The sequence below is a fragment of the Amycolatopsis sp. A1MSW2902 genome, assembly GCF_017312175.1.
Lineage (GTDB): Bacteria > Actinomycetota > Actinomycetes > Mycobacteriales > Pseudonocardiaceae > Amycolatopsis > Amycolatopsis nivea.
Map to the genome: position 1 here is coordinate 5721732 of NZ_QJPO01000001.1, position 25505 is coordinate 5747236.

Sequence of the window (25505 nt, forward strand, 5' to 3'; positions counted from 1 at the left end):
GTCAGCCGAGCCGCGAGATCGCCGAGGTGAACGCGTCCGGATGCACGTTCGCGCCGCCGGCGTATGGGTTCTGCAGCTGGAAGATCGCGTACAACAACAGCACGATCGTGCCGGCCAGCGTCGACACGATCACCAGGTGCGCGGCCATCCGCGTGCCGCCGAAGAGGTTGGGCAGCAGGATCGAGATGACGCTGCCGAGGATGAGCGCGAACCACATGACCGAGCCGACGCCGTCGGTTTCCGCGCCGGTGAGCCGGGTCTGCCGGGCCTGGTACACCTGCCAGAGCTGGGCGGCGGCGTCTTTCTTCCGGTCGTTCGTCCAGTCGTCGCTGGCTTGCGCGTTGGCGACGACGCGGCGCATCTGGTCGAGCTGCGTCCAGCCGGTGTCCGGGACTGGTCCGTTGTCGATGAGCCGGGGCCATTCCTGTTTCGACACCGTCGTCGCGTACGCGATGGCCAGGCGCCGCACCTGCTCGCCGGAGTCGCCGGGCAGCGCCTCGGCCGACCAGGTGGCGGCGACCAGGCCCTCCGCCTCGGTGTAGGAACCCTCGCGCGTGGCCGTGACGGCGTCGAAGAGCGAGATCAGCACGAACGCGACCAGCACCGCGTGCAGCCCGCCGACGATGGTGAACACCTGGCCCGCGGCGTCGTTGTTGTCGCGGCGGCCCTCGTCCCAGCCGAAGCGCCGGACGAGATAGCCGATCACCGCCGCCGCGATCGCCGCGCCGACGACCCAGAACACCCCGGTCACGTAGACGTTCATCCGGTTCCTTTCGCGCGGGTGAATACGCTGGCCGACGCTATCCAGCCGATTCCGGAACGGACAACGGCGCCACCCGCGATTCAGCCGGGTGGCCGTCCACCGCCCGCGCGGTTCGCCGGATCGGAGCAGCGGGCCGGGTACGCGTTCCCTCGATTGCTCTTGCTCGGCAAGGGAAACGCCTCGGATACCGCTGGCGCGCACTCGACCGGGTTACGGCAGCAGACCCACCGTGACGCGCTTCTCGTTGTCGGCCGGACAACAGCACCGGCAATGTCCGAAAAGGAGCTTCGGCAAACAGGTGAATCGAACGCGCCTACCCGATCGAGTGATTATCGAGGTCATCCTTCTTGCTAAGTTGATGCACGGCGCCGCTTACCATTCGCATTCCTCTCCCGGAAAACACCGCTCCGCCGTGTTCCGGCGTTTTCGACGTTAGGTGGTTTCGCAGTGATCGTCCCGAGCCCCTCCGCACTGTCCACTGTGGCCGCCGCGCGGCGTCCGGAAGCGGAAGAACGATGACGACGGTGGACGCGCGCACCGGGGCCCGCTCCGTGGCCGAGGTGCTGGACTGGAGCCGGGGCCGCTGGGAACCGGCGATGCGGGCGGCGGTCGACCGGCTGCCCGGGTCGATGCGCCGGATCGCCGGCTACCACCTCGGCTGGTGGGACGAAACCGGAACGGCCACGAGCGCCTCCGGCGGCAAAGCCCTGCGCCCGGCGCTGGTGCTCCTGTGCGCGGAAGCCTGCGGCGGAGACCCGGAAGACGCGATCCCCGCCGCGGTGGCCGTCGAACTGGCCCACAATTTCTCGCTGCTGCACGACGACGTCATGGACGGCGACCGCACCCGGCGGCACCGCCCCACCGCGTGGACCGTGTTCGGCACCGGACAAGCCGTGCTGGCCGGAGATTCCCTGCTCGCACTGGCCTTCGACGTCCTGTCCGCGGACGGCCCAGCCGCCGCCCGCCTGCTGAGCACCGCGGTGCTGGACCTGCTGCACGGCCAGCACGAAGACCTGGCGTTCGAGCAGCGAACGAACGTCGAAGTGGCGGAATGCGTCCGAATGGCCCAAGGCAAAACGGCAGCCCTGCTGAGCGCGGCCTGCACCCTCGGCGTGCTGGTAGTCGGAGGCCGCGGCGAACACGTCGAACGTTTCAGCCGTTTCGGCCGATCACTAGGCCTGGCCTTCCAGCACGTCGACGACCTCCTCGGCATCTGGGGCGACCCGGCAGTCACCGGAAAGCCGGTTTACTCGGACCTGCGCAGCCGCAAGAAATCCCTCCCCGTGGTCGCTGCGCTCACGTCAGGCACGTCAGCCGGACAGGAACTGGCAATGCTGTACCGACAGCCGCTGCCGGACGACTGCCTCGCGAAAGCCGCTGCCCTGATCGACGAAGCCGGTGGCCGCTCCTGGAGCCACGCCCAAGCAGACGAACTGCTCACCGACGCGTTGACCGCCCTCACCGCCGCCCACCCAGCCGCCCGCGCGACGGCCGAACTGACCGCGATCGCCCAGCTCATCACCCGCCGGGACCACTGAAGGGAGCAAACCGCAGCATCCGGGCAGACACCCTTTCACCAGGGTTGCCGCTCGGAGCTCATACCGAGCCGCCGCAGGCCGCTGAGACGCGGCGGATAAGGCCTCGCCTGCGGTAGGGTTCGCCAGTGGCCAATCTCGAGTCGCGTCGCATTGCCGGACTCATGCTTGCCTCGATGGCGTCGCAATCTCTCATGGTTGTTCTGGCACCAGCAATGGTTCGCATAGCCGAATCGTTCCACGCGTCAGTAGGCACGGTGAGCCAAGCTCGCGCAGTAGCGGCCGTCGCGGCAGTTGTCTCGTCTTTCTGGCTCAGCCCGAGGTTGAGCAAGATCGGAGTACGGCGAGCAATTCAAACAGGCGGCTTGCTCTCGCTTGCCGCTTGCCTCGTCGTAGGACTTTCCGCGTCGCTGTGGATTTTCTGGCTAGCACATCTCATCGTTGGTTTGGCGGTGTCGTTTCTTCTTTCCGCCTCGTTCTCGGGTGCCGCTGCCGCTGAGTCCCCCGTTCGGACACTCGGCCTCGTGGCAGCGGCAAACTCACTGGCCTGGGTAGCGATCAACCCGCTTTCCGGACTGTTCGCCCAGACGCTCAGCTGGCGGTTTTCCTTCTTGCTGCCAGCAGGATTTGCCCTGACCGCCATGTGGTGCGCACGATACGTACCCCCAACCAAGACGCAAAGCCAGAGCGAAAGATCAACAGTATGGCAACTGCTGGCCGCGAAGCCAGCTCGAATGTGGATTCTCGCCGAACTGGCCGCCTACACCGCCTGGACGGCCACCATGACTTTCGTCGGCCCGCTTTTGATCCAACGAGGTCAGCTGCCGGAAACCCTCGCAGGCGTCTGCCTGGGTCTCGGTGCCAGCATGTTCTTCATCATCTCCAGCCGCGTCAAGAACCTTCTCTCCAGAACGAGCGCGAAAGCAGCCATCATCACTTCCTCCGCAGGCATGTCGATAACGGGAGGAGCGCTCTTTTTACTCCCTCTTCCCGCCGCACTGCTAGCCGTCCTGTTTTGCGTCATGTCGGCGTTCTGCGGAGTTCGCACCCCCGTCGCCAGTTTTATCGGCACACAGGTCGAACCGACTCGAACAGACGCGATGATGACCGCGAGGACCGCGATTACTCAAACCGGGTACCTCTTGGGAGCCGCGCTGGGTGGGGCGCTGCTGACCTGGTCCGGATTCGACGCGCTGGGCTTACTGGTGATGGCTGGCACCATCACCGGCGGCCTGGTGTTGTTCTTGAAAGCACCCGTGCCGTCGGCCGCCTGAAGCCGCGGACCGGTCACCGCCCCGGTCGGTTCAACCCGTCATCCCCGGCACCCCGGGAAAGCACCACCTGGTCGGTGTTCCCGAGCGCTTCCTTCCCGCGCTCCGTCGGCGGCGCGGTCGTCAGGTCCCGCAACCGGATCGGCGGCCCGAGGTCGATCAGCGTCGGCACGTACTCGGCCTTGTCCACCGTCCACTTCCCGCCCGTCCGGCTGAACCGGAACCGGGCCGCGACCCCTTCCTCGGTGGATCCGCGAGGTTCGTCGTGCCGCGCGACCTCGTTGCCGAGCCCGAACGCCACCCACTTGCCGCCGACCTTCTGGAACGGCTGCACCACATGCGCGTGATGCCCGACGATCAGGTCGAGATCCGGCGACGCCGTCAGCTTCTGCGCCAACTGCTTCTGCTCAGCAGTCACGTCGTGCTGATATTCGACGCCCCAATGCAGGCTCGCGATCACGACCTCCGCCCCGGCCGCCTTCGCCTCGCGCGCCGCGGAAAGGATCTCGTCGGGGTCGATTTCGTTGGCCAGCCACGGTTTCCCAGCCGGCCGCTTGATCCCGTTGAACCCGAACGAATACGATAGCTGCGCGACCTTCACCCCGTGCACGTCCAGGATCAGCGGTTTCCCCGCCTCCTCGGCCGAACGCGCGGACCCGGTATGCTTCAGCCCGGTCTGGTCGAGCTTGTCCAGCGTCCGCTGAACACCCGCCGCGCCCTGGTCGAGCGTGTGGTTCGACGCGGTGGAGCAGGTGTCGTACCCGGTGTCCTTCAACGCGTCCGCGATCTCCGGCGGCGCGCTGAACGACGGATACCCGCTGTACGGCCCGCCTTCCGGCGCGAGCGGCGTTTCGAGGTGGCAGATCCCCACATCCGCGCCGGACACCAGCGGTTTGACCCCGGCGAACAGCTGCCGGTAGTCGATCTTCCCGCCGCCGTCCGCCTCGGCCTGCTCGGTGAGCCGCGGGTGGATCAGCACATCCCCGGTCGCCACGACGGTGAACGAGTCCGGCGATGCGGCCGCCGCCGACGACGGTCCGGCCGAGGGCCGTTGCGGGGCGGCTTCGCTCCCACACGCCGTCAGCATCAGCGCGACCCCGGCGAGGGCGGCGGCGCGGCGCATGTTCGTCATGATCATCCCCTTTGCCCGACTGCCCGGCACATCCTTCCTCATCACTCTTGTGGGTTAGCACCCCGGTCGTGACCAGGCGAAACGCTCAGGCTAGGCAGTCAGCGGGCTCGCCGCGAGTCAGCGCGGGGTCGGTCTGGTCGAACGTCCGCGCGACGCCCGGACCGGACGTGCGCGTCTCGAACCGCACCGTCACCCGGCCGTGCCCCGCGCCCTGCACCCAGCCCGTCCCGTACTCGGCGTGCACCACGTCGTCGCCCGGACGCCATCCCGACGACGACACCGGCGCGCTCCCGCCCGGCGACGGCGCCGAAGTGACTACCGGCTCCTCGGTCGCGGCGGGCACGGTCAAGCTGAACAACGCGTCCTGATGCGGCACCGAGAGCCCACTGAACGCGACGCCCGCCAGCCGCACTCCGCCGAACTCCTGCGGGTCGAGCAGCAGCCGTTCCGCGGTAGCCGCAAGCTGTTCGAGGTCGTCGGTGGGCGACGCGGTGGTCTCGGAGCGAGTCACCGTGCTCATGTCGGTATGCCGCAGCTTGATCACCACCGTGCGCGCGACTCGCCCCGCTTTCACCAGCCGAGCATGCGCGCCAGCCGCGATCTTCCTTACCTCAGCACGCAATCGGACGAGATCGACCACGTCGACGTCGAAGGTCGTCTCCGCGCTCACCTGCTTGGCTTCGCCCCGTTCCGCGACCGGACGGTCGTCGAACCCGCTCGCCAGCCGCCGCAGGTCGCGGCCGACCACGCCACCGAGCGTCGACACCGCGTCCGGCTCCGGCAACGCCGCCAGCTCGCCCAAGGTGAGGACGCCGATCGTGCGCAGTTTCGCTTCCGCCACCGGCCCAATCCCCCACAACGCGCGCACCGGCAGCGGAGCCAGGAACTCGCGTTCGGTGCCCGGCGGCACGACGAGCAGGCCGTCCGGCTTCGCGCGATCCGAGCCGATTTTCGCGACCTGTTTGCCGGTCCCCGCCCCGATCGACGCAGTCAGCCCGGTCCGTTCCCGGATCCGCGCCCGCAACTCCTCGGCCCATTCGGTCACCTGCTCGACCGACGCACCCGCGAGCGCGGGCGGTTCGGCGAAGGCCTCGTCGAGGGAAATCCGTTCCAGCACCGGCGCGACCTCGCCGACGACGTCGAAAACCTGCTTGCTCAAGACTTCGTACAACCGGAACCTCGGCGGCAGCACCACGCCGCCAGCCGGCAGCAGCCGTCGAGCTTGGGACATCGGCATCGCGGACCGCACGCCGTACTCGCGGGATTCGTAACTTGCCCCGGCGACGACGCCGCGGTGCCCGGTGCCGCCGACCACCACCGCGCGTCCGCGCAGCGTCGGCCGGGTGAGCTGCTCGGCGGAGGCGTAGAACGCGTCGAGGTCCAAGTGCACGACCCAGCGAGACATGTCAGGTTCCAGCGTCCAGGAGCCGTTGCAGCGCCTTGGTGTAGGTCTCGAACGCGGCGCGGCCCGTGCTCGTGAGCCGCACCAGCGTGACCGGCGTGCGGTGCTCGTAAGCCTTGGTGATCTCGACGTACTCGGCGTCCTCGAGCTTGCGCAGATGCGTCGAGAGGTTGCCCGCGGTCATCTCCAGCAACTGCTGCAGCCGCGGGAAGGTGATCTGGTCGGCCGGACGGAGCCCGGCGAGCGCGACCGTGACGCGCAGCCGCGCCTGGGCGTGGATGACGGGGTCGAGCTCCGGCAGCTCAGTCACGGGGCCGCACCACGTAGACCAGCGCCGCGACCGCGAATCCGCCGCCGCCGGCGAGCGAGAGGACGAGGAAGTTGCCCGGCACGCCGACCAGGACGCTCGCCCCGCTGCACACGATGATCCAGCCGCCCAGGAAGTACTGCCGCAGGTCCTGCCACAGCGTGCCGCCGGCGAGGTAGAGCGCGCCGGTCAGCAGCAGCGACGCGCCGGACCACAGCAGCGGCACGAGGTCCGAGCCTTCGGGGAGGAGTTTGGTGATCCGGATGTCGATCAGGCTCATCCCGGCGAACGAGATCATCCACGCCCAGCCGTACATCGCGCCGATCCGCCGGGACGGCCCGCGGATTCCGCGGCCGCCTTTGCTGCCGTGCCAAGCGGAGTAGACGATCGCGCCCACCATGAGCACCGCGACGACGATGCCCGCGACCCACCCGGGCAGCAGCGCCGCCGACCGCTCGTCGGAGAGGTAGACGAGCCCCCAGCCGACCAGCCAGGCGAAGGCCCAGACGGCGAACAGACGCGCCGGGCTGACTCGCAGCTCCCGGCGCGTCCGTTCGTTCTGCCGGGCGATGAGCTCCAGCGATTCCGCCACGGACAGCGGCTCGCCTTCGTCCTCGACGGGGTCCCCCGCGTCGTTGTTCACCCCGGACCGCCCTTCCCCCGTACTGACCCCGCATGCAGCACGGAAGCTAACACGTCACGCGACCTTCACCGGGCCCAGCCGGAACCGCCGCACCACCACGAGCGCGGGCACGACCAGCCACGCCGCCAGCACGCCGACCGCGAGACCGAGCCCGCCGGCGTGATCCACCGGGAGCGTGCCGACGCGGCCGAGCCAGTACGTGGGGAAGAAGTGCGCGAGCGCGGACATCCATTCCGGCAAGATCGACAGCGGCATCCACAACCCGCCGAACACACCGAGCGGGAGCATCAACGCGCCGGTCATCGCGCCGACCGTGTCGCCCTTGCCGAACAACCCGAGCAGCAGCCCGAGCACCGCGAACGGCAGCGCGCCCAGCCACAACGAGACCCCGCTGAGCAGCCACTGCGCGGCGGTGAGCTGTACCCCGCGCACCGCACCGGCCACGAAGATCACCAGAACCACCGGCAATGCCATCGCCATCGAGGACGCGATCTTCACCGCGAGATAGCCGGGCCCGCGCATCGGCGTGAGCCGCAGTTGCCGCTGCCAGCCGTCCGTCCGCTCGGTCGCGACGCGGGTGCCGGTGAACAACGCGCCGCTCATCGCGCCGTACGCGCCCATGTTGATCATCGTGGTGACGCTCGCCTTGATGCCGTCCGGTCCGACCTGGTCGCCGAACAACCCGCCGAACAGGAGAAACATGCCGAGCGGGACCACGATGGTGAACAACGCGAACTGCGGGCTGCGGACGATGCGCAGGATCTCCAGGCGGAGGTAGACGAGGTTCATCGGAGCGCTCCCTGCGGCTCGTCGGAGGTGAGGGCGAGGAACGCTTCCTCCAGCCCCGCGGAGGTGATCTCGATCGAGCTGGCCTGGGGAAACGCCGTGAGCAGCGCCCGGATCGCCAGGTCGGAATCCGTGCAGGCCAGTTCCGTACGATCGCCCTGTACACGTGCCCTGGCGACCCCGTCGAGCGCGGCCAAGGCTTCCGGGCGAGCGCCCTGTACGACTGCCCTGATCACTCGCCCGGACACATTCGCGCGCACCTCGTCGACTGCCCCGTCCGCGACGACCTTCCCGTGCCGCATCAACACGACCCGGTCCGCGTAGTCCTCCGCCTCGGCGAGGTAATGCGTCGCGAACAGAACAGTCCGCCCCGCCGCGGTGAACTCGTGCATCGATGCCCAGAACTCACGCCGAGCATCGACGTCCAGCGCCGCCGTCGGCTCGTCGAGCACCAACAGCTCCGGGTCACCGGTGAGCGCGAGCGCGTACCGGACCCGCTGAAGCTGCCCGCCGGACAGCTTCCCGCACCGCCTCTTGGCGAACTCCCCGATCCCGGCCCGCGCGTAAACCTCCTTGGCAGGCAGCGGATTCTCGAACATCGACCGATGCAACTCCACCAGCTCGGCCGGTGTGACATCCCGCAGCAAGAACCCGTTCTGCACCATCGCCGCGAGCCGCCCGGAATCGAGCGCCGCCCGGGGCGAACCGCCGAACACCCGCACGCTCCCCTCGTCCGGCGAGGCAAGCCCCAACAACATGTCAATCGTGGTCGACTTGCCCGCGCCGTTCGGCCCGAGCAACGCGACAACCTCACCCCGCCGCACGGCCACCGACACGCCGTCGACCGCACGGACCTGCTTGAACTGCTTCACCAGGCCGGTCAGCCTGAACGCTTCCGTCATCTCGTCCCCCAGTGCTTCGCTGTCCTGAACTTTGTAACACAAAGTCGACTGTGTTGAAAAGTAGTGGGCGACGCCGAGTCGTTCACGATGGCAAGTCCGGCCCGGTTAATCCGGTTGCTCCCCGAGATCAGCCGCACTACCGTCCGGATTCATGACGATCTTCGCCCGCTGCCGCCTGTCCTGATCCCGGCACGACTTTCCGGGCCACCCGCCACCCGGCGGCCCCCGCTCTGCGTGCCGGACCGCCTCTCGTCCGGAAAGGACACTTTCGCCTTATGGGCAAGCACATCGTCATGGTCGGCTGCTCCGCGCCGAGCCACGTCTACCCGTCGCTGGGGATCGTCCGCGAACTGGTGCGGCGCGGGCACCGGGTCAGCTACGTCGTCGGCGAACCGCTCGCCGAACTCGTCGAAGCGACCGGCGCGGACGTCGTCGCGCATCCCACGATCTTCCCGCTCGGCCCGGACGCGGAATGGCCGGAAGACCCGGCCGAAGCGATGCGCGTCTTCCTCGACGAGGCCGTCGCGATCCACCCGCGGCTGATCGAAACCTTCGACCACGACCGCCCGGACCTGCTGCTCTACGACATCGGCGGCCTCGGCGCACCGCTGCTCGGCCTCCGCTACGACGTGCCTGCGGTGCAGCTCTCCCCCACCTACGTCGCCTGGGACGGCTACGAGGAGGAACTCGCCGACATCCTCAAACCGATCCGCACCTCACCGTCCGGAGTGGACTACCACCGCGCCTTTACCGAGTGGCTGGCGGAAAACGGAGTGACCGAAGACGCCTGGACGTGGCTCGCGCGACCGGTGCCGATCCTGTCGCTGATCCCGCGCGCGATGCAGCCGAACGCCGACCGTGTGCCGGAAGACCGGGTCCAGTTCGTCGGCCCGTGCCTCGACCCGGCGCGCGCAGCGGAGCATTGGACGCCGCCGTCCGACGGCAAACCCGTGCTGCTCGTGTCGTTCGGCACCGCATACAACGACCAACTGGACGTCTACCGGCACTGCATCACCGAGTTCGAAGACTGGCACGTCGTGCTCTCCATCGGCAAGCACGTCTCGAAGGACGATCTAGGCCCGCTGCCGGAGTCGGTCGAGGTGCACGAAACGGTGCCACAGCTGGCAATTCTCGACGTCGCGTCCGCCTTCATCACGCACGCCGGCATGGGCGGCTGCACGGAATCCCTGTGGTACGGCGTCCCGACGGTCGCCATCCCGCAAGCCGTCGACCAGTTCGGCAACGCCGCGCAGCTGGAAGCGTTGGGAGTCGGCAAGCATCTGCCCGCGGACCAGGTGACCGCCAAATCCCTGCGCGAAGCGGTCGATGAGGTCAGCAGTTCGCCGGACGTCGCCACGCGGTTGGCTGAGCTGCGCGCGGAAATCCGAGCCAACGGCGGGATTACCGCGGCCACGGACGCGGTGGAGAGGTTCCTGAAATAAGCGCGAGGAGCACGTCGCGGTCGAACCATTCACCGCCGACGTGCTCCTGGTGCAGATAAGCAGTGCCCGCCCGGGCATGGCAAGATCGCTCCGCCAGCTCCGGATCCACTTGTGCGGCATGGGAAAACCGCGTGATCAACCCGGCCAGGTCGCGTGTCGGCGTGGTTTTCGCAACCACGGTGAACGCGTCGAAAGCCGCTGTCCCACGCCACCCGATCGGATCGATCGCCAGCCACGGTTCCCGTTCCGCCCGCAGCACATTCCCGAAATGCAGATCGGCGTGCAACATCGTGGCAGTCCGGTCCTCGGCGAGCTGGGTGATCAGTTCGCGTGCCCAGTCCACCTCGCGCGTCGGCAACAGCCCTGGTGCTGCCAGTTGTTCCAGCTGCGCGAGCCACGACCGGGCGTCGAGGCGAGCGACCGCGTCCCGGCCGGCGCGGGCACCGCGAGCCGACGGGCCAGCTCGCCAGCGATCTCGGTCGCTTCCTCCGCGCGCACCGTTTCCAGCGTCGCGGGGCCGACGCGTTCGAGCAAAAGTGCGGCACGATCCGCGGAGACCGCCAGCAGCCGCACGACTCCGGCACCGTCGAAGTGCTCCAACGCCGCCGCTTCCTCAGCACAACGCGGACGGGGAAACGAAATCTTGAGCGCGGCGGCCTGCCCGCCGCGTTCGACGGGCAGCACCAGCGCGGTCTCCCCATGCAGCGGAGCCCCTGCGATCCGACACCTCCACCGCGCGCAAGCCGCCGCGGCCACCTCGGGCAGCTCCCGCAGCCAAGCCTCGCCCGCGCTGCCCTCCCGCCGCCGCACCGCCGCAGCCAATCCAGGCGGCACGGCGAACCTCGTCATCCCCGGATCTCGTTGAGGTAGTTGTAGATCGTGTACCGCGTCACCTCGAGCTGCCCGGCCAGGTGGTCCACCGCGTCCTTGATCAGGAAATACCCGGCCTCGTCCAGCTCCCGGACCACCGCCGACTTGTGCCGCTTCTTCATCAGCTCCACCGGGATCCCGGACTTCCCGATCGCGCGTCCGACGAGGAACCGCTGCAGGCTGTCGACGTCCGGCAGGAACGTCTCGTCCCGCCGTTCCTCCGACGTCTGCGCCGCCGCGGGCAGTTCGCTGTTCACGCACAGGCACCCGATCGCCGCCCCGTCGGCGTCGCGCAGAAACAACGTGGACGAACGGATCTCGCGCCCGTCCGGGCTGTGCGTGCGGTAGTTGGACAGGTCCTGCGTCGTGCCGCGCCGGACGAGCCCGAGCAGCAGATCCGTCATCGGCCCGCCGACCGAACGGCCGGTGAGCTTCCCCGCGATCGCGACGATCGAATCCGGCAGCCGCGACAGGTCGTGGAGCAGCACCTCGTTGCCCGGCCCGAGCATCGCCGCCAGTCCGTCCACCGCCGGGATCAGCGCGGTGAGCAGCTCATGCGTCGCCGTGCCCGCAGCCGACGCGACCGGCACGACCCGGCGCGGGCGCAGCAGTGTTTCCAGCGCATCCCGTACCAGCTCGGCAGCCGCGGCGGGGGTCGACGCGTGCGGCGACAATCGGACATGTTCCGGACGCACCGTTGCCGCGATCCCCGCTGCCGTCAACGCCGCCCCGACCTGCTCCGCCGGCTTGTCCGGCAACGAAAACGCGAGAATCCCGGCGCGCCGTTCAGTCGCCGAGACGATCTCCGCGCCGAGTGAGCGCAGCACGTCCTCAAGCTCGCCGACGCGTTCGCCGATCCGGCCCGCGATCGCCGCGACGCCGGTTTCCTCGACCAATTCGAGCGCCGCCGCGAACGCGCCGGACGTGACGGGGCTGAGGTTCGAGATCGACCAGCTCGCCGCGGTCGGGTCGGCCGGGTGGATCTCGTTGTCGAACAAACCAGGGTCGCGCGCGCCGGTCCAGCCGGACAGGATCGGGTCCATCCGCGCCAGCGCCCGGTCGGACAGCACCGCGAACCCGGTGCCCCAGCCCGCCCGCAGCCACTTCTGCCCGCCGACCACGAGCACGTCGGCGACCTCCCACGGCGCGTCGACGACCCCGAAGCCCTGGATCCCGTCGACCACCAGCAGCCGATCGCCCACCACCTCGCGCAACGCGGCGAGATCAGCCCGGTAACCAGTGCGGAAATCGACCGCGCTCACCGAAACGACAGTGGTTTCCGGCGTAAGAGCTTCCGCGAGCCGATCGGGAGTGACGTAACCGCCTTCCAGCCGCCGCATCCGCACCCGTCCGGCCTGCTCGGCGCGTGCCCACGGGTACGTGTTGGCCGGGAACTCCGCGGCCGAAACGAGCACTTCGCCGTGGCTGTTGAACGCCGCCTGGAACAGACCGAGGCTGGTGTGCGGGAGCAGGACGGTGTGGTCGGTGTCGCTGCCGCAGAGCCGCGCGGCCGCTGCCTTCGCGCGGATCTCCTGCCGCATCACTTCGTCCACAGTGGACGGACCGGCCTTGGTCGTGGCCTCCAGCAACCGCGCGGTGGTGTCGAGCACGGCGTGCGACGGCGGCCCGAACCGCGCGAAGTCCAGGTAGCCCGCGGGCTCGTCGAACTGGAGCAGGTACCGGGGCGGGATCCGGGTCACGACAGGACCCGCGCGAGGAACTGCCGCGTCCGCTCGTGTTCCGGGGACTTCAGCACGCGCTCCGGCGGCCCGGTTTCGACCACCGTGCCGTCGGCGAGGAACACCACCTCGTCGGCGGCCTCCGCGGCGAAAGCCATTTCGTGCGTCACGACCACCATCGTCATCCCCTCCCGAGCCAACGTACCCATCACCGCGAGCACCTCCCCGACCAGCTCCGGGTCCAGCGCGGACGTCGGCTCGTCGAACAGCATGAGCTTCGGCTTCATCGCCAGCGACCGGGCGATCGCGACGCGCTGCTGCTGCCCGCCGGACAGTTGCCCTGGGTAAGCGCCCGCTCGGTCCGCGAGCCCGACCCGGTCGAGCAGGTCCAGCGCCTCTTTCCGGGCCTTCGCCGGGTCGACGCCGAGCACCCGCACCGGTCCCTCGACCACGTTCTCCAGCGCTGTGCGGTGCCCGAACAGGTTGAACCGCTGGAAGACCATGCCGATGTCCCGGCGCTGCCGGGCGACGTCCTTCTCCCGCAGCTCGTACAGCTTGCCGCCGCGCAGTTTGAACCCGATCGGCTCGCCGTCCACCCAGACCTGGCCGCCGTCGATCGTCTCGAGATGGTTGAGGCAGCGGAGAAACGTGCTCTTCCCCGCTCCCGACGGCCCGAGCAGGCACACCACCTGTCCTTTGCGGACCTCCAGGTCGATGCCCTTGAGCACCTCGGTGTGCCCGTAGTTCTTGCGGACCCCGACAGCTTTCAGCAGCGGTTCAGACACGCGCACCCCTCACCAGCGGCATCCCCTTGAACGCCTTCCCGACCCGCACGACGGGACTCCGGTCAGCCGCCCCGAACGACCGTTCGAGGTAATGCTGGCCGACCCCGGCGACGGTCACCACGACCATGTACCAGATCGCCGCCGCGATCAGCGTCTCCATCACCAGCAGGTTGTTGGACGAGATGTTGTTGGCCGCGTGGATCAGCTCGGTCACGCCGATCACCGACGCCATCGACGTGCCCTTGAGCATGTTGATGAAGTCGTTGCCGGTCGGCGGGATGATCACGCGCATCGCCTGCGGCAGCACGACCCGGCGCAGCGTCGCGCCAGGCGTCATGCCGATGGATTTCGCGGCCTCGGTCTGCCCGGCGTCGACGCTCGTCAGCCCGGCGCGGACGATCTCCGCCATGTACGCGCTCTCGTTCAGCGCCAGCCCGAGCAGCGCCGCGGTGAACGCGCTGATCAGCACGTTCGTCGGCTCGTGCACGAGGTAGCCGCCGAAGGGCAGCGGGATCGAGACGGTCGGGAAGATCAGCGCCAGGTTGTACCAAATCAGGATCTGCAACAACACCGGGAGCCCGCGGAACAGCCAGATGTAGGCCGCCGCGAACCATTTCGCGACCGGGTTGGCGCTGAGCCGGAGCAACGCGATCAGGATGCCGAGCACGATCGCGACCGCCTGCGCGATCACCGCCAGCACAACGGTGTTGAGCAGGCCGAGCGCCATCACGCGGTAGAACACGAAGTCGGGTACCGAACCCCAGTCGATCTGCGCCTGCGCGAGCGCGAAACCCAGCAGTACCAGGAGCGCGACGATCACCACCGCACTGACCCAGCGACCCCAATGCCGCAGCCGGACGATCGGCAGCGGTTCAGCTTCCGCCATTGACGGCCGCCTCCTTGATCGCGCCCTGCTCGACGCCCCAGGACTGCAGGATCTTGCCGTACGTGCCATCGGTGACGAGCGACTGCAACGCCTGCTTGACGGCGTCGCGCAGCTTCGAGTTGTTCTTCGCGAAGCCCATCCCGTACGGCCCGCCTTCGATCGGCTGGCCAGGCACGACCTCGAAGAACTTGCCGTCGCCCGCGGTGCGCGAGATGTAGACCGCGCTCGGCAGGTCGTTCAGGATCGCCGCGACGCGACCGGTGCGCAGCTGATTCTGGTTCTGGTTGTCGCTGTCAGTCGCGGTGACCGTGATGGCAGGCTTGCCCGCCTGGGTGCATTTCGCGCTCTGCGCCGTGGCGAACTTCTGGTGACTGGTGCCCTGTACGACTGCCACGTTCTTGCCGCACAACGTGTCCGGCCCGGTGATGCCGTCCGGGTTGCCCTTGCGGATCATGATCGTGATGCCGGACGAGAAGTAGTCGACGAAGTCGATCTGCTGCTGTCGTTCCTTGGTGTCGTTCATCGCCGCCATGGTCAGATCGACGCGGCCGGACTGCAGGCTCGTGATCAGCGAACCGAACGCCAGGTCCTGGTACGCGACGGTCACCCCGAGCTTCGCCCCGACCGCCTTGGCCAGGTCGACCTCGTAGCCGATCGGCGTCTTGCCGTCCGCGGCGTAGAAGTTGTTCGGCGCCGACTGGATATTGGACGCCAGCCGCAACGTCTTGGCCTGCACAACAGCCGGCGGCAACCCCGCGGCGAGCTGCGGGTCGGCCTTGATCGCCCCGAGCAACGCGGTGTTGTCCGGAACAGCGCTCGGCTTCTGCTGCTGCCCGCCGCCGGCCCCGTCAGGACCTCCTCCGCAGGCGGTGGCGAACACGAGCAGACCGCCCAGCAAAGCGGCTTGCCAGGCACGGGAACGAAGCGACGACATGCGGATCCTCCAGGACGTCGTTGGTTCCGCGGAACGCTACAACTGGTTGTTAAAGAGGTCAACAACCAGTTGAATTTCTGTCTCGTCTAGCGTGCGGACATGCCCCTCGACGAGAGCTTCCGCCAGTTCTGGACCGAACGACGGCTCGCGTCCCTCACGACGGTCCGCCCCAACGGAACGCCACACGTCGTAGCGGTCGGCGTGACGGTCGACTTCGACCAAGGCATCGCCCGCGTGATCGCCTCCGGGACCTCGTACAAGGCCCGCCTCATCCGCGCCGCCGGCGACACCGGATTGGCCGCCGCGGTATGCCAGTTCGAAGGCCGGACCTGGTCCACGTTGGAGGGTCGAATCCGCCTCCTCGACGACGCCGCTTCCGTCCGCGACGCCGAAGAGCGCTACGCCCAGAGGTACCGGAAGCCGCGGGAAAACCCGCAGCGAGTAGTCCTGGAACTCACCATCGGACGGGTGCTGGGCAACGCCTGAGGTTCCGAGATCCGGCCAACCGCCCCGGTCAGTCACCCCGGTCAATCGCCCTGGTCAGTTGTCCCGGTCAGCCACCCTGGTCGGCTGCCCCGGTCGGCCATCCTGGTCGGTTGTCCTGGCTGGTTGCCCTGATCAGCCACACCATCGGCCGCACCAGCCCGTTGCTTCAGTCGGTCGGTCGTCCCGGGCGCCCGCCCTGATCGACTGCCCAGTCAAGTCGCGTAGGTCGGTCGCCTTGACCAAACGGTCCTAGGCGTCCACCCCGGTCAGTCGCCCCGGGCGACCGTCCCAGTCGTCCGCCCGGGTCAGTCATCCCGGGCGACCGCCCTGGCCGCCCTCTCCGGTCAGCCGCCTCGGTCAGTCGTCCCGGCCAACCGTCCTGGGCGATCGTCCCGGACGACTGCCCCGGTCAAACGAACTGCGCCAGCAACCCTTCCGCGCTCCGCACCACAACCTGCGCCGCCGCGCGCTCCGCCAATGCCCGGTCCAGCCGCTCCGCCTCATGCCGCCACCGCATCACCGCGTCAAGACCGGCCTCATACATCTCGCGTGGATCCGTACCCGCCGCAAGTCCCAGCCGTTCCTCCGACGCCGTCCCCTCCGCGCCCAGCAACCGCACAGCCTCTTCCGCCGACTCCCCCGCTAAAGCCGTACGCCCGCCACGGATGTCCGCGATCAGCCGCAACTCGCGGAAGTCATGTGCACCGGCCGAAAACCGCTCCACCCGCGCAGCAAGCCGATCACTGTGCGGTCGCGGCTCCGCGTTCAACACCGTCTCCAACCGAATCAACGCAGTCCGAGCGCGCAACGCGTCCGCACGCGCAGCGAAACAACCCGCAATAGTGTCGCGAAGCTCGCCAAGACCGCTGCGCCGCACCAGTTCCGTCGACAGCTTCACCCGGTCATCGCAGCCCGTACGGATGAGCGTCAGCGCAAGCTTCACCCCGAACAGCCCGAAACGAACCACCAACGACCGTCGCGTCTCGACGGACACCGGCCCCGGGAACGCCGGATCAGTAAAGGAATCCACCGAAAGCAGATACCGCTCCAACTCCTCACGAGGCACAGCCGCGAAGGCAGCGAGAAGCTCGAACTCGTCATCGGTGAACGCGCGCGCCCCGTACGCAAGCTGCGCCGCCACCGCGATCACGCCTTGGAACCCGCTGCACAGTGGATCTTCGCGCCACGCGCGCCGCGCAATCTGCTTCGCGGTAAGCAGTGCGTCAATCCGCCCCGCGCCAGTCTCGTCCGCGCGCGCAAGCACAAGGATCGTGTCGACGGCCGTCTGCCGCGCGAACGCTGAAGGCGTTGTCGGACGCAACGTCGCCAACTGGTCGGGTTCTAGGTGACGAAGCAGCCGTACGGATGCGTCAGTGAGCGTCGACGGCGGCGGCGCATCGAGAAACTCCAGATCGCGCAACGCCCGCGTCGGCCAATCGCCCAACGCCGCAGCCAACGTGGACTTCCCCGTCCCCGCAGGCCCTCCGATACTCACCCGAAGCGGCTCGTCGAGATGGTCAAGCGCTTCGCCCAGCAACGCCGAAGCCCTCGGACTGTCGCGGTAGTACGCACAAGCATCCGCCAGAAGAGCCCGAACGTCCTCACCCACGCGCGACACCACTCCTCACTCGACTCACCCGGCACAGCCCCGAACATCCTCGACTACCCGGCAACGCACCGCTCACCGAATCCCAAAGCCCGCCGCCATCAACCCCGCAGATGTCTCCCGAAACGCCCTCAACCGCCCAAGAAGGGCACTTTCCGAATCTTCCACCACGCGGCCACGTCTCCCGGCTCCGCTCCCGCGATTCGACCCCGCCGAAGCATGCCGTCACTAACCGATCCCGCCCACCAAACCGCCTTCACCGCAGCAAAACGCCTCAACGCGCCAAAGACCAACTCACTCTCACCATGCGGAACCCCGCTCACGACCACAGCCGCCAGTGCTCAGAGCCCGCTTCTTCCGTCCAGCACCAAACGCCACAGCCACCCGAAGTCGCAACCATCTCCATAACGACCGATTGGCCAGCTTCCCCTCAGCTGTCCCACCCGAAGAACTCAGCCCGCCCCAGAGAGCCGCCGCGCGCGACGCCCGGCTCTCCCATCCGATGTCACGCAGACAACAACTAACCGCCGCACCCTCCGCATACGAGACGACCGGCCAGCATCACCAGCCCACCAAAAAGCCGCCAGCACCGCCAAAAGCACACCGCACCCAGCCCACCAAGTCGAAACCACGCAGGCAACTCCATCGCCCCTGACCGGCCGAGCATCACCGATCCGTCCAGCCGCGAACGCCGCCACAACCCACGCCGCCAGGCCAAGGTCACGCAGGCAACTCCTTGGGCACCCGATTAGCCAGCATTCCCAGCTCTCCAGCCCGCTTGTGCAACCCAGCCAGCCGGTCGATCTCCCGCCGCAGCGCCGCGCTGCGCCGTTCCCGCTCGGCCGACCCGGCGATGATCATCTCGCGTTCCCGTGTCAGCTCGTCGGCGAGACTGTCCGCGAGCTCGGTGAAGTGGTCCCGCAATCGTCGCTGCACGTGGCGGATCGCGTCGCGGCATTCCTTGCTGAACCGCAGGAACACGTCGTCGACGTGCCGTTGCGCGGTCATCTTGGCCACCGCCTGCCGGCGTTGCAGCCGCATCCCGCCCTCGTCGCTGATCGTCTTCGCAGCGAACGCGACGCCGGCGCCGATCGACACCGGGTTGATCAGCGGCAGCCCCGCCAACCCGGTCACCAGACCGAACATCAGCACGCCGCCGTACGAACCGCGCAGACCGGTGAACGCCTTCTGCCCGATCTTGAACCGCTCGATCCGCGGCTGCCGCACCTCGGCGATCCGGTCCGCGCCGGAGTCGGTCAAAGCCAATTCCGGCAGGTCGTACTGCGCACCGAAGCTCACCGCGACCGCCTGCGCGATCCACTCCGCGCGTTCGGCCGCGAACGTGTAGGTCGTCTCGACGGCTTCCGCGAGCGTGCTGTCCAGCCACGGCCCGAACTCGTCCCACACCTTCACCGGGTCTCCGCGGTCGAAGGTCTCGTCGATGCTCTCGACGATCTTCCGGGTGCGTTCGCGCAGGTCGTATTCCGCGTCGGACTGCAGGTCGGCGATCTCGTCAGCCAGCAGGTTCTGCCAGCGACTGTTGCGTCGGCGCAGCTCATCGGCGCGACGTTGCGAACGCTGCAGCAACGTCGTCTGGTCGACGCCGGCTTCCTGCCCGGCCGCCTCGGCGCGTGCTCGCAACGTCTCGACCAGTTCGGCCGCCGCAGCGCGCACACTCACGGCGGCGAGCAATGCGGCCGTACTCTCCGCCGGTCGCGAAACCTGCGTCGCGATCCAGGAAAGCAACTCCGGGAAGCCGGACCGCGCGTTGAGGTCTTGGTCACCGCCCTTGGCCGCGGCGAACCGAACCGTCGCCGACACCGGCAGCACCGGCGAGTCGATCCCGGCCGCGGAGAGCGCGGTCCGGTTCTGTTCGGCGACCGTGCGCCATCCTGCGCTGACATCGATCTTGGTCAGCGCGATGACCACGTGCGGACACCAAGTCCGGATGTGATGCGCCAGCGCCAGCTCGGCCTGATCCAGCGGAGCGGCTGCGTCGGAAACAAGAATGACCGCGTCGGCGTCCGCGAGAACGTCGAGAGCGGCAGCTGTGCGCGGCGACCTCGGGTCGCCGATCGCGGGGGTGTCGATGAGCACCAGGCCTGCGGACAGCAGATCGCGCGGGACGCCGACCTCGACTCGTCGCAGCGACCCGGCGGGCCGGGCACCGACCTCGCCGGTCAGCTTCTCGATCTCGACCGGGATGCGTTCGTCGGCGCGTCCGACGAGCGTCGCGCCGGGTTCGGCCGCGTACCCGACTTCGATCGGCACCGCGGGAGTCGCCGCGTCGCCGACCGGGCAGACCGGCGCGTTGAGCACCGCGTTGACCAGGTAGCCCTTGCCTTGCTTGGGAAAGCCGAGCACAGCGACCCGCGTGCCCCCCGGAGGCCGGTCCTGACGCCGGCGAAGGCGTTGCGCCAGGTCTTCGCGGCCGTGCGTCCGGCAGGCATCCGAGGTCTCGGCGAGCACTTCGAGCCAAGCTGGAGCCGTCACGGCGAACCAGTGTCCCCCGTGTACGGGGAGTATCCGAACCGGGTGGTGGCTCCGCGGTCGCACCCAGACCGCGGAGCCACCCCCGAATTACCCTTGCTCAGAGGGAAATGTGCAGCTCACCGCCGCCGTGCGAGGTCTCCGCACCGGCGTGCAGGTCAAGGCCGAGGCCCTGGTGCCCGAGGTCGGAGACGGTCGAGACGGTGTCGTGCACCATGCCGACGCCGGCGTCGGTCCCGGTGTGCGTCTCGGTCGCGGCGTCGGAACGCTCGGACTCGCCGTGCGAGATGAGCGAGTGCGCCTGCTGGGTCACGCCGTTCACCGCGTGGTTCAGCCCGTTGGCGCTGAGCGTGTTGCTCAGGCTGCCGACGTTCTCGGTGACGGTCCCGACCGCGTCGCTGACGTGCCCGGCAATCCCGCCGCCGGCCTCGGTCGCGTGGTCGGCGACCTGCGAGCCGGAGTTCGCGACCGGCAGGTCGCTGACGTTCACCGGGGAAGCCGCCGCGAGCTCGCCGCCGACGTGCTGCACCTGCGAGATGGCACCGTCGGCCGCGGTGGCCGCCTGCCCGCTCGCCTGCGCGACCGCGCTGGAGTCCAGGCCGCTGGCCAGATCGTTGCCCAGGGCGAGTGCACTGGTCGGGTTCTGCACCAGCGCGGTGACGGACGCGGCAGCGTTCTGCACGTCGCCGAGACCCGGCGCCGAGGGCAGCCCCGGAACGGCCGGGACACCCGGCACAGCCGGAACCGACGGCAGCTCGCCGGCCGTCGGAAGCGCCGGAACCGCGCTGGCGACGTCGCCGACACCAGGCAGCGCACCGACACCCGGAAGAGCACCGGCACCCGGCAGCTCACCGAGTCCGGGCAGCTGGCCGACACCCGGCAGCTCGCCGAGACCCGGCACTGCCGGAAGCTCGCCAAGGCCCGGCAGCTCACCGGCCGCGGGCAGCGCCGAAGCACCAGCCACGTCGCTCACGACGGGCAGTTCGCCGAGGCCCGGAAGGTCTCCGGCGGGCACCGCACCCGCCAGGTCACCGAGACCCGGAACGTCGCCGACAGCAGGCAGCGCGCCCGCACCCGGCAGCTCGCCGAGACCGGGCAGCTCGCCCACGCCCGGCACCGCCGGCAGCTCGCCGAGGCCCGGCAGCCCAGGCGTAGCCGCGGACGCTTCCGCGCCACCGGCCGAGACGCCGAGCGAAGCGGTCAGTGCCTGCAGCTGCTCGATCGCGCCCTGCGGGCCGTCGCCGAGCGCAGTGGTCAGGTCGCCCGCCTGGGGCAGCTGGCCGAGCGAGGCCAGGTGGTCCACCGGCACGTAGTCGAGCACCAGCGGCGCGACCTCGTTCACGTCGGCGGCGCTGATGTCGCCCAGCCCAGCAGCGGCCAGCGCGGCCTGCGGGTCCTGGCCGAAAGCGGCGAGCGCGGACGGGTCTTGGAGCAAGGTGAGCGTGAAGTCGTGCAGAGTCTGCACCGAATCCATGGGGGGATCTCCACTTGTAGTGATTACGGGGAATGCCCGGCCCTCCCCGGCCGGGCGTGGCGCCCAAGGTAGGGACGGGGCACCCCCGCTCACATCGGGGTTTACACCCAGTCGCGCCTCGCTCAGCCGTTAGGGGGTCGATATGAGATCGTTAGGGAGTTAGGGGATCGGACACGCGGAACCCGGTTGGGTTAAATCCCACCCCACTCTTGCCCGTCTGACCCGAACGGGTGAGGATGCGTATCCGTTCAGTGAGTTACGCCCCTTGGCCGAACCCTGACTGCGACGAAGGGAGGAAGCGGCGGTGCCCTACGTGCTCGGCATCGACCTCGGCGCTGCCCGGACCCACGCCGCGCTCCGTCGCAGGCAAGGTGACCGGTGGGACGATCCCGAGCCGTTGTGGCTGGGCGAGACGTCCCCGGCGACCGCGACCGCACTCTTCCTCGACGACGAGGGATACCTGCTCACCGGCGACGCGGCAACTCAAGCCGGCGCCGCCGTGCCCTCCCGCCTGATCACCGGTTTCCATCGCCGCATCGGCGACGACGTGCCGGCCTTCATCGGCAGCGAACCGTTCACTCCGGAGTCCCTGACCACCGTCTTCATCGAAGGCATCGCCGACGTCGCAGCCAGCCAGACCGGCGAACCGCCGCGCCAGCTGGTCGTCACCCACCCCGGTGACTGGGGCGGTTACCGACGTGAACTCCTGCGCCAGTCGCTAGCGGAGTCAGGTTTCTCCGCGGTCACTCTCGTTCCCAGTGCGGTCGCCGCGCTCTACGCCCACCTCCCGGAACCCGGCGCAGGCGACCGAACAGCCGCAGTGTGCGAGTTCGGCCCGGACGGCGTCACCGTCACGTTGGCGACCGCTTCGGGAGCCAGCGGCTGGATCGCCCGGAACAGCACGGAAGGCGTCGCGCCGGGTTCCGCGGTCAAGACCGCGTTCGGCCTCGCGCAGGCGGCCAACGTCGCCCCCGAGTCACTGGCCGGCATCGTGTTCTGCGGCGAACCTGGCCCGGGCACTCGCCCTGGACGTCTGCCCTGCCCGTTCTTCACCGGCCCTCAACCTGCCGATACGGCGGCCATCGGGGCCGGGATCCTCGCCAGCCAACGGACGAGGCCTCTCGCGCGAAGGGAAGCCCCCGCCCCCGAAACCACGTTGCTGCCGCGAGTCGACCGCGAACCCGAACTTCCGGAAAGACCCGAGCGGCCGCCGGTGGAGATCACTCCATTCACGCTGCCGGAGCCCGAGGGCGCTGCCAAACTGTTGCGTCGATGGCGACCGCTCGCCGCCGCGGCGGCAGTACTGGCGATCAGCTCCTCGATCCTGATCGCGGTCCTCACGTCACACGAAGCGACCGCCGACAAGGAACCCGTTTCTCCCCGTCCCCCTGTCCTGAGCTCGTGCGCCCACCCAGCCACAGCTCCCTCCGGTGAAGGTCACTGTTGAACGCACTGCTGGCGAAAACCGGCAACGACGCCGTCCACCCCGCAGCCCGCCGCCTCCTTGAACAACTCGCCGACACCCCCGCGGCCCCAGTCCGGCTCGTGGTCGTCGCGCCGGGCGGCTACGGCAAGACTGCCTTGTTGGGTGCCCTCGATCGCAGCTACCGCGAAGCAGGCGTCGAGGCCACGGTCGTCGACGACGCAGACCAGCTCGACGACGAAGACCTGACCAGGCTCACCATGCTCGCGGCCGCCAAAGAGGGACCACTCGTGGTGGCACACCGTCCGAACCCTCGCGCGCAAGCGTTGCGGTCCCTCGGCGAAACGCTGCTGCTGCCACCGCTGACCGTCGACGAAGTCGGAAAGCTCGCGAAAGAACTCACAGGCCGCACGGCGGACGCTCCCGCCCTGCACGCGAGCACCGGCGGTGTCCCCCGTCTCGTGGAACGTGTCGTCACCGGCCGTCTCGCCGACTTCCGCGCCGAACTAGCAGCACTGGACGACGACGTCCTCCGCTACCTCATCGCCGCCGAAGCCGGCGCGGCCCGCAACCTCGACCTGCTGTGTTCGTTGCTGGAGCGCACACCAGACGAACTGCCCGAAGTCGTCGACGGTGCCCGCGCGACGGGCCTCCTTGATGCTGAAGACATTCTCCTGCCTGCCGCCGCTGAAGCAGTACGCGCTTACGGACCACCCGCTCGACGCCTAGCTGTGTTGCAGCAACTCGTGGAAGCACAACTGACTCGGGGCCTGCCCGTACTTGACCTCGCGACGTCACTGCTCGACGCCGGCAGCTCCGGTGCCTCCGCAGCAACCGCATTCGCAACCGCTGCGAGCGAAGCACTCCCCACCGACCCAAAGCACGCCGCACGACTCTTCGAAGCCGCCGCCGAAGCTGGTGCCCGCGACGCCGCGACCACGACGGGTTGGGCCCGCGCCGCCGCACTGTCCGGAGACCTGGACACCGCCCTCCGCCTTGGCGACGGCATGCTGTCCGGCGAAGATCCGGAAGCACGAGCCGCCGGCGCCGAGATCGCCGCGACAGTCCTGGCTCACCGCGGCGAACTGGCCCGAACCGCTGAGCTGTACCGCTGGGCCGCAGCCACGGACAACTGGTCTCGTCAACATGCGGCAACTCCGTCATCCAACTCCGGCGGCTATGACTCCAGCAACGAAAGTCCCACTGCCGCGGCAACGAACCACCAAGCGGCAACCCAACGGACGCTAGCCAGCTCGACAGACTCTCAAGCCTCCGCGCTCCCCCGCCGCGCGGACGCTGCCGGAACCCCGACCGATCCCGCTCCCGCCGCACCCAACGGCAATCCCGCGTTCTCCGGACAGCCCCAACCGAATGGCGAAAGCTATCGCTGGGTGGGCCCTGGCGCGGTGGACGCATTCGCCACGATCGCCCTCGTCGGAACCGGCCAGACCACCGACGGTCAAGCTGTCTCCAACGTCCCGATGCCTGGAGCCGCGCCGACATTGTTCACCGGTGCCGCTGCGCGAACAGCAAACGGGATCGTGGAATCGGTGTTCGGTTGCGGAACAGAGGCCCTGCCGACGCTTGTGGGTGCCGCAGCAATGCTCGAACCAGCAGTCGGCGGCGCACCCCTGCCGGACAGTCCGGCCGCACTCGCTGCACTCGCGGGCCTGCACGCAGGCGAACTGGCGCTCGCAGAATCGGTGCTGGAACGAGCATTAGCCAGCAGCGTCGGCGGCGACCTGCTTGCCACCCGGCACCGGCTGCTGCTCGGCTGGGTCGCGATGACCGGCGGCCATCTCGCCGCCGCAACGGAACACCGCGACGCCGTCGCCGGCACCAAACTTGAGGCCCGTGACGAACTGTTCTTCGCGACACTGGAACTCGGCCTCGCCCGGCGAGCGAGCGACCTGGTCGGACTGCAACAGTCGTGGGAACGGGCGTATCAGGCGTCCATGCGTCAGCAAGTGGACCTGTTTACGCTGCTGCCGTTGGGAGAACTGGCAATCGCAGCCGCTCGGACCGGTGCGCACGCCAAGCTGTCCCGCCGACTAGAACGCGCGCACGCGATGCTTGATCGCCTGGGCAACCCTCCTTTGTGGACAGTGTCGCTGTGCTGGCATGAACTGCACGCCGCGATCACCACAGAAGACCGCGCCACTGCCGAGCAGCAACTGGCAGCGCTGAACCACTTCGCCGACTGCGGCCGCTACCCGGCAGCGCTCGCGCGCGCCGCTGGATGCTGGCTTGCGGTTCTCAGCAGCACGTTCGATCCAGGCGAAATCTCCGCGGCAGCTGCGGAACTTCATGAACTGGACCTGTGCTGGGACGCGGCCAGGCTGGCGGGCCAAGCCGCGATTCGCACCTCCGATCGCAAGGCGATGGTCCAACTCCTCGAAGCAGCTCGGCAGTTCCAAGGCACGACTGGACGTCTTGAGTCCGCCGCCCCGGCACCGGGCGCGGCGACCGGCTTAAGCGCACTCAGCGAACGCGAGCTCGAGGTCGCCCGCCTGGTCGTCGACGGCCTGACTTACAAACAAGCCGGCAGCAAACTCTTCATTTCCGGCAAGACTGTCGAACACCACATGGCCCGCATCCGCGGCAAACTCGGTGCAGCAGACCGTCGCGAACTGCTCGCGACTCTGCGCGAACTCCTCGCCAAACCGACCGTGCACTGATTCGTTGACGG

22 protein-coding genes are annotated in these 25505 nt (G+C 68.8%); 6 read left to right on the top strand and 16 right to left on the bottom strand.

Going from position 1 to position 25505, the window contains the following annotated elements:
- Position 1 precedes the first annotated feature (1 nt).
- Positions 2 to 763 (bottom strand): bestrophin-like domain, encoded by a 762-nt coding sequence (locus tag DMP23_RS26220; protein ID WP_337822821.1) that lies wholly within the window; start codon positions 761 to 763, stop codon positions 2 to 4.
- A 515-nt stretch (positions 764 to 1278) separates the two neighbouring features.
- Between DMP23_RS26220 and DMP23_RS26225 the strand changes: the two genes are divergently transcribed.
- Both DMP23_RS26225 and DMP23_RS26230 read left to right on the top strand, forming a co-directional pair.
- A complete protein-coding gene (locus DMP23_RS26225; RefSeq protein WP_134663228.1) occupies positions 1279 to 2301 on the top strand; it encodes a family 2 encapsulin nanocompartment cargo protein polyprenyl transferase in 1023 nt (340 codons plus the stop codon).
- A 125-nt stretch (positions 2302 to 2426) separates the two neighbouring features.
- On the top strand, positions 2427 to 3572 hold the full coding sequence (locus tag DMP23_RS26230) for an MFS transporter (RefSeq protein ID WP_337822822.1): 1146 nt from the start codon (positions 2427 to 2429) through the stop codon (positions 3570 to 3572).
- 13 nt (positions 3573 to 3585) lie between these two features.
- On the opposite strand, the gene DMP23_RS26235 is transcribed toward DMP23_RS26230, so the two are convergent.
- The 6 genes from DMP23_RS26235 to DMP23_RS26260 all read right to left on the bottom strand — a co-directional run bounded on the left by DMP23_RS26235 (position 3586) and on the right by DMP23_RS26260 (position 8741).
- Positions 3586 to 4707 (bottom strand): CapA family protein, encoded by a 1122-nt coding sequence (locus DMP23_RS26235; protein WP_443111287.1) that lies wholly within the window; start codon positions 4705 to 4707, stop codon positions 3586 to 3588.
- A gap of 79 nt (positions 4708 to 4786) precedes the next feature.
- Positions 4787 to 6106, bottom strand: coding sequence for a DNA polymerase IV (locus tag DMP23_RS26240; RefSeq protein WP_043839278.1), 1320 nt, complete (start codon positions 6104 to 6106; stop codon positions 4787 to 4789).
- A gap of 1 nt (position 6107) precedes the next feature.
- Positions 6108 to 6413 carry a transcriptional regulator gene (locus DMP23_RS26245; RefSeq protein WP_037811975.1) on the bottom strand — a complete coding sequence of 102 codons (306 nt, stop codon included), beginning with the start codon at positions 6411 to 6413 and terminating at the stop codon, positions 6108 to 6110.
- On the bottom strand, positions 6406 to 7053 hold the full coding sequence (locus tag DMP23_RS26250; protein ID WP_337822824.1) for a hypothetical protein: 648 nt from the start codon (positions 7051 to 7053) through the stop codon (positions 6406 to 6408). The genes DMP23_RS26245 and DMP23_RS26250 overlap by 8 nt, the downstream gene beginning before the upstream one ends.
- A gap of 54 nt (positions 7054 to 7107) precedes the next feature.
- Positions 7108 to 7842 carry an ABC transporter permease gene (locus DMP23_RS26255; RefSeq protein ID WP_037811977.1) on the bottom strand — a complete coding sequence of 245 codons (735 nt, stop codon included), beginning with the start codon at positions 7840 to 7842 and terminating at the stop codon, positions 7108 to 7110.
- Positions 7839 to 8741 (bottom strand): ABC transporter ATP-binding protein, encoded by a 903-nt coding sequence (locus DMP23_RS26260; protein WP_337822825.1) that lies wholly within the window; start codon positions 8739 to 8741, stop codon positions 7839 to 7841. Before DMP23_RS26260 ends, DMP23_RS26255 begins: the two co-directional genes overlap by 4 nt.
- Positions 8742 to 9016: 275 nt before the next feature.
- On the opposite strand from DMP23_RS26260, the gene DMP23_RS26265 reads away from it, so the two are divergent.
- On the top strand, positions 9017 to 10183 hold the full coding sequence (locus DMP23_RS26265; protein ID WP_337822826.1) for a macrolide family glycosyltransferase: 1167 nt from the start codon (positions 9017 to 9019) through the stop codon (positions 10181 to 10183).
- Here the strand turns inward: DMP23_RS26265 and DMP23_RS26270 are convergent.
- Genes DMP23_RS26270 through DMP23_RS26295 form a run of 6 tightly spaced genes read right to left on the bottom strand, consistent with a single transcriptional unit; the run spans position 10143 to position 15337 of the window.
- Complete coding sequence (locus DMP23_RS26270) at positions 10143 to 10541, bottom strand: aminoglycoside phosphotransferase family protein (protein ID WP_337822827.1); 399 nt, start codon at positions 10539 to 10541, stop codon at positions 10143 to 10145. The two genes, DMP23_RS26265 and DMP23_RS26270, sit on opposite strands and share 41 nt — an antisense overlap.
- Entirely contained in the window at positions 10505 to 11032 is a 528-nt protein-coding gene (locus tag DMP23_RS26275; RefSeq protein WP_337822828.1) for an aminoglycoside phosphotransferase family protein, read from the bottom strand. Before DMP23_RS26275 ends, DMP23_RS26270 begins: the two co-directional genes overlap by 37 nt.
- Positions 11029 to 12753, bottom strand: coding sequence for an aminotransferase class V-fold PLP-dependent enzyme (locus tag DMP23_RS26280; protein ID WP_337822829.1), 1725 nt, complete (start codon positions 12751 to 12753; stop codon positions 11029 to 11031). The genes DMP23_RS26275 and DMP23_RS26280 overlap by 4 nt, the downstream gene beginning before the upstream one ends.
- The gene (locus tag DMP23_RS26285; protein WP_037812163.1) at positions 12750 to 13517 is read right to left on the bottom strand and encodes an amino acid ABC transporter ATP-binding protein; all 768 of its coding nucleotides are present in this window, start codon (positions 13515 to 13517) and stop codon (positions 12750 to 12752) included. The genes DMP23_RS26280 and DMP23_RS26285 overlap by 4 nt, the downstream gene beginning before the upstream one ends.
- Positions 13510 to 14403 carry an amino acid ABC transporter permease gene (locus tag DMP23_RS26290; RefSeq protein ID WP_275292116.1) on the bottom strand — a complete coding sequence of 298 codons (894 nt, stop codon included), beginning with the start codon at positions 14401 to 14403 and terminating at the stop codon, positions 13510 to 13512. The genes DMP23_RS26285 and DMP23_RS26290 overlap by 8 nt, the downstream gene beginning before the upstream one ends.
- A complete protein-coding gene (locus DMP23_RS26295; protein ID WP_337822830.1) occupies positions 14390 to 15337 on the bottom strand; it encodes an ABC transporter substrate-binding protein in 948 nt (315 codons plus the stop codon). Before DMP23_RS26295 ends, DMP23_RS26290 begins: the two co-directional genes overlap by 14 nt.
- A gap of 99 nt (positions 15338 to 15436) precedes the next feature.
- Here DMP23_RS26295 and DMP23_RS26300 point away from each other — a divergent pair, with 99 nt between their 5' ends.
- A complete protein-coding gene (locus DMP23_RS26300; protein WP_337822831.1) occupies positions 15437 to 15823 on the top strand; it encodes a pyridoxamine 5'-phosphate oxidase family protein in 387 nt (128 codons plus the stop codon).
- A gap of 409 nt (positions 15824 to 16232) precedes the next feature.
- Here the strand turns inward: DMP23_RS26300 and DMP23_RS26305 are convergent, their stop codons facing one another.
- From DMP23_RS26305 to DMP23_RS26315, 3 genes are all read right to left on the bottom strand, one after another.
- Positions 16233 to 17432, bottom strand: coding sequence for a GTPase (locus DMP23_RS26305; protein WP_337822832.1), 1200 nt, complete (start codon positions 17430 to 17432; stop codon positions 16233 to 16235).
- Positions 17433 to 18149: 717 nt separating this feature from the next.
- The gene (locus DMP23_RS26310) at positions 18150 to 19922 is read right to left on the bottom strand and encodes a dynamin family protein (protein ID WP_037811989.1); all 1773 of its coding nucleotides are present in this window, start codon (positions 19920 to 19922) and stop codon (positions 18150 to 18152) included.
- Between the two features lie 97 nt (positions 19923 to 20019).
- On the bottom strand, positions 20020 to 21393 hold the full coding sequence (locus DMP23_RS26315) for an IniB N-terminal domain-containing protein (RefSeq protein WP_337822833.1): 1374 nt from the start codon (positions 21391 to 21393) through the stop codon (positions 20020 to 20022).
- A 304-nt stretch (positions 21394 to 21697) separates the two neighbouring features.
- Between DMP23_RS26315 and DMP23_RS26320 the strand changes: the two genes are divergently transcribed.
- Both DMP23_RS26320 and DMP23_RS26325 read left to right on the top strand, forming a co-directional pair.
- Entirely contained in the window at positions 21698 to 22840 is a 1143-nt protein-coding gene (locus tag DMP23_RS26320; RefSeq protein ID WP_337822834.1) for a molecular chaperone DnaK, read from the top strand.
- The gene (locus DMP23_RS26325) at positions 22837 to 25494 is read left to right on the top strand and encodes a helix-turn-helix transcriptional regulator (protein WP_337822835.1); all 2658 of its coding nucleotides are present in this window, start codon (positions 22837 to 22839) and stop codon (positions 25492 to 25494) included. The genes DMP23_RS26320 and DMP23_RS26325 overlap by 4 nt, the downstream gene beginning before the upstream one ends.
- Positions 25495 to 25505: the final 11 nt, after the last annotated feature.

Excerpts from the sequence above, each read along its gene's own strand:
- DMP23_RS26315 (WP_337822833.1), bottom strand. The coding sequence starts at position 21,393 with ATGGATTCGGTGCAGACTCTGCACGACTTCACGCTCACCTTGCTCCAA.
- DMP23_RS26225 (WP_134663228.1), top strand. The coding sequence starts at position 1,279 with ATGACGACGGTGGACGCGCGCACCGGGGCCCGCTCCGTGGCCGAGGTG.
- DMP23_RS26260 (WP_337822825.1), bottom strand. The coding sequence starts at position 8,741 with ATGACGGAAGCGTTCAGGCTGACCGGCCTGGTGAAGCAGTTCAAGCAG.
- DMP23_RS26220 (WP_337822821.1), bottom strand. The coding sequence starts at position 763 with ATGAACGTCTACGTGACCGGGGTGTTCTGGGTCGTCGGCGCGGCGATC.
- DMP23_RS26255 (WP_037811977.1), bottom strand. The coding sequence starts at position 7,842 with ATGAACCTCGTCTACCTCCGCCTGGAGATCCTGCGCATCGTCCGCAGC.
- DMP23_RS26265 (WP_337822826.1), top strand. The coding sequence starts at position 9,017 with ATGGGCAAGCACATCGTCATGGTCGGCTGCTCCGCGCCGAGCCACGTC.
- DMP23_RS26240 (WP_043839278.1), bottom strand. The coding sequence starts at position 6,106 with ATGTCTCGCTGGGTCGTGCACTTGGACCTCGACGCGTTCTACGCCTCC.
- DMP23_RS26275 (WP_337822828.1), bottom strand. The coding sequence starts at position 11,032 with ATGACGAGGTTCGCCGTGCCGCCTGGATTGGCTGCGGCGGTGCGGCGG.
- DMP23_RS26300 (WP_337822831.1), top strand. The coding sequence starts at position 15,437 with ATGCCCCTCGACGAGAGCTTCCGCCAGTTCTGGACCGAACGACGGCTC.
- DMP23_RS26295 (WP_337822830.1), bottom strand. The coding sequence starts at position 15,337 with ATGTCGTCGCTTCGTTCCCGTGCCTGGCAAGCCGCTTTGCTGGGCGGT.
- DMP23_RS26235 (WP_443111287.1), bottom strand. The coding sequence starts at position 4,707 with ATGATCATGACGAACATGCGCCGCGCCGCCGCCCTCGCCGGGGTCGCG.
- DMP23_RS26290 (WP_275292116.1), bottom strand. The coding sequence starts at position 14,403 with ATGGCGGAAGCTGAACCGCTGCCGATCGTCCGGCTGCGGCATTGGGGT.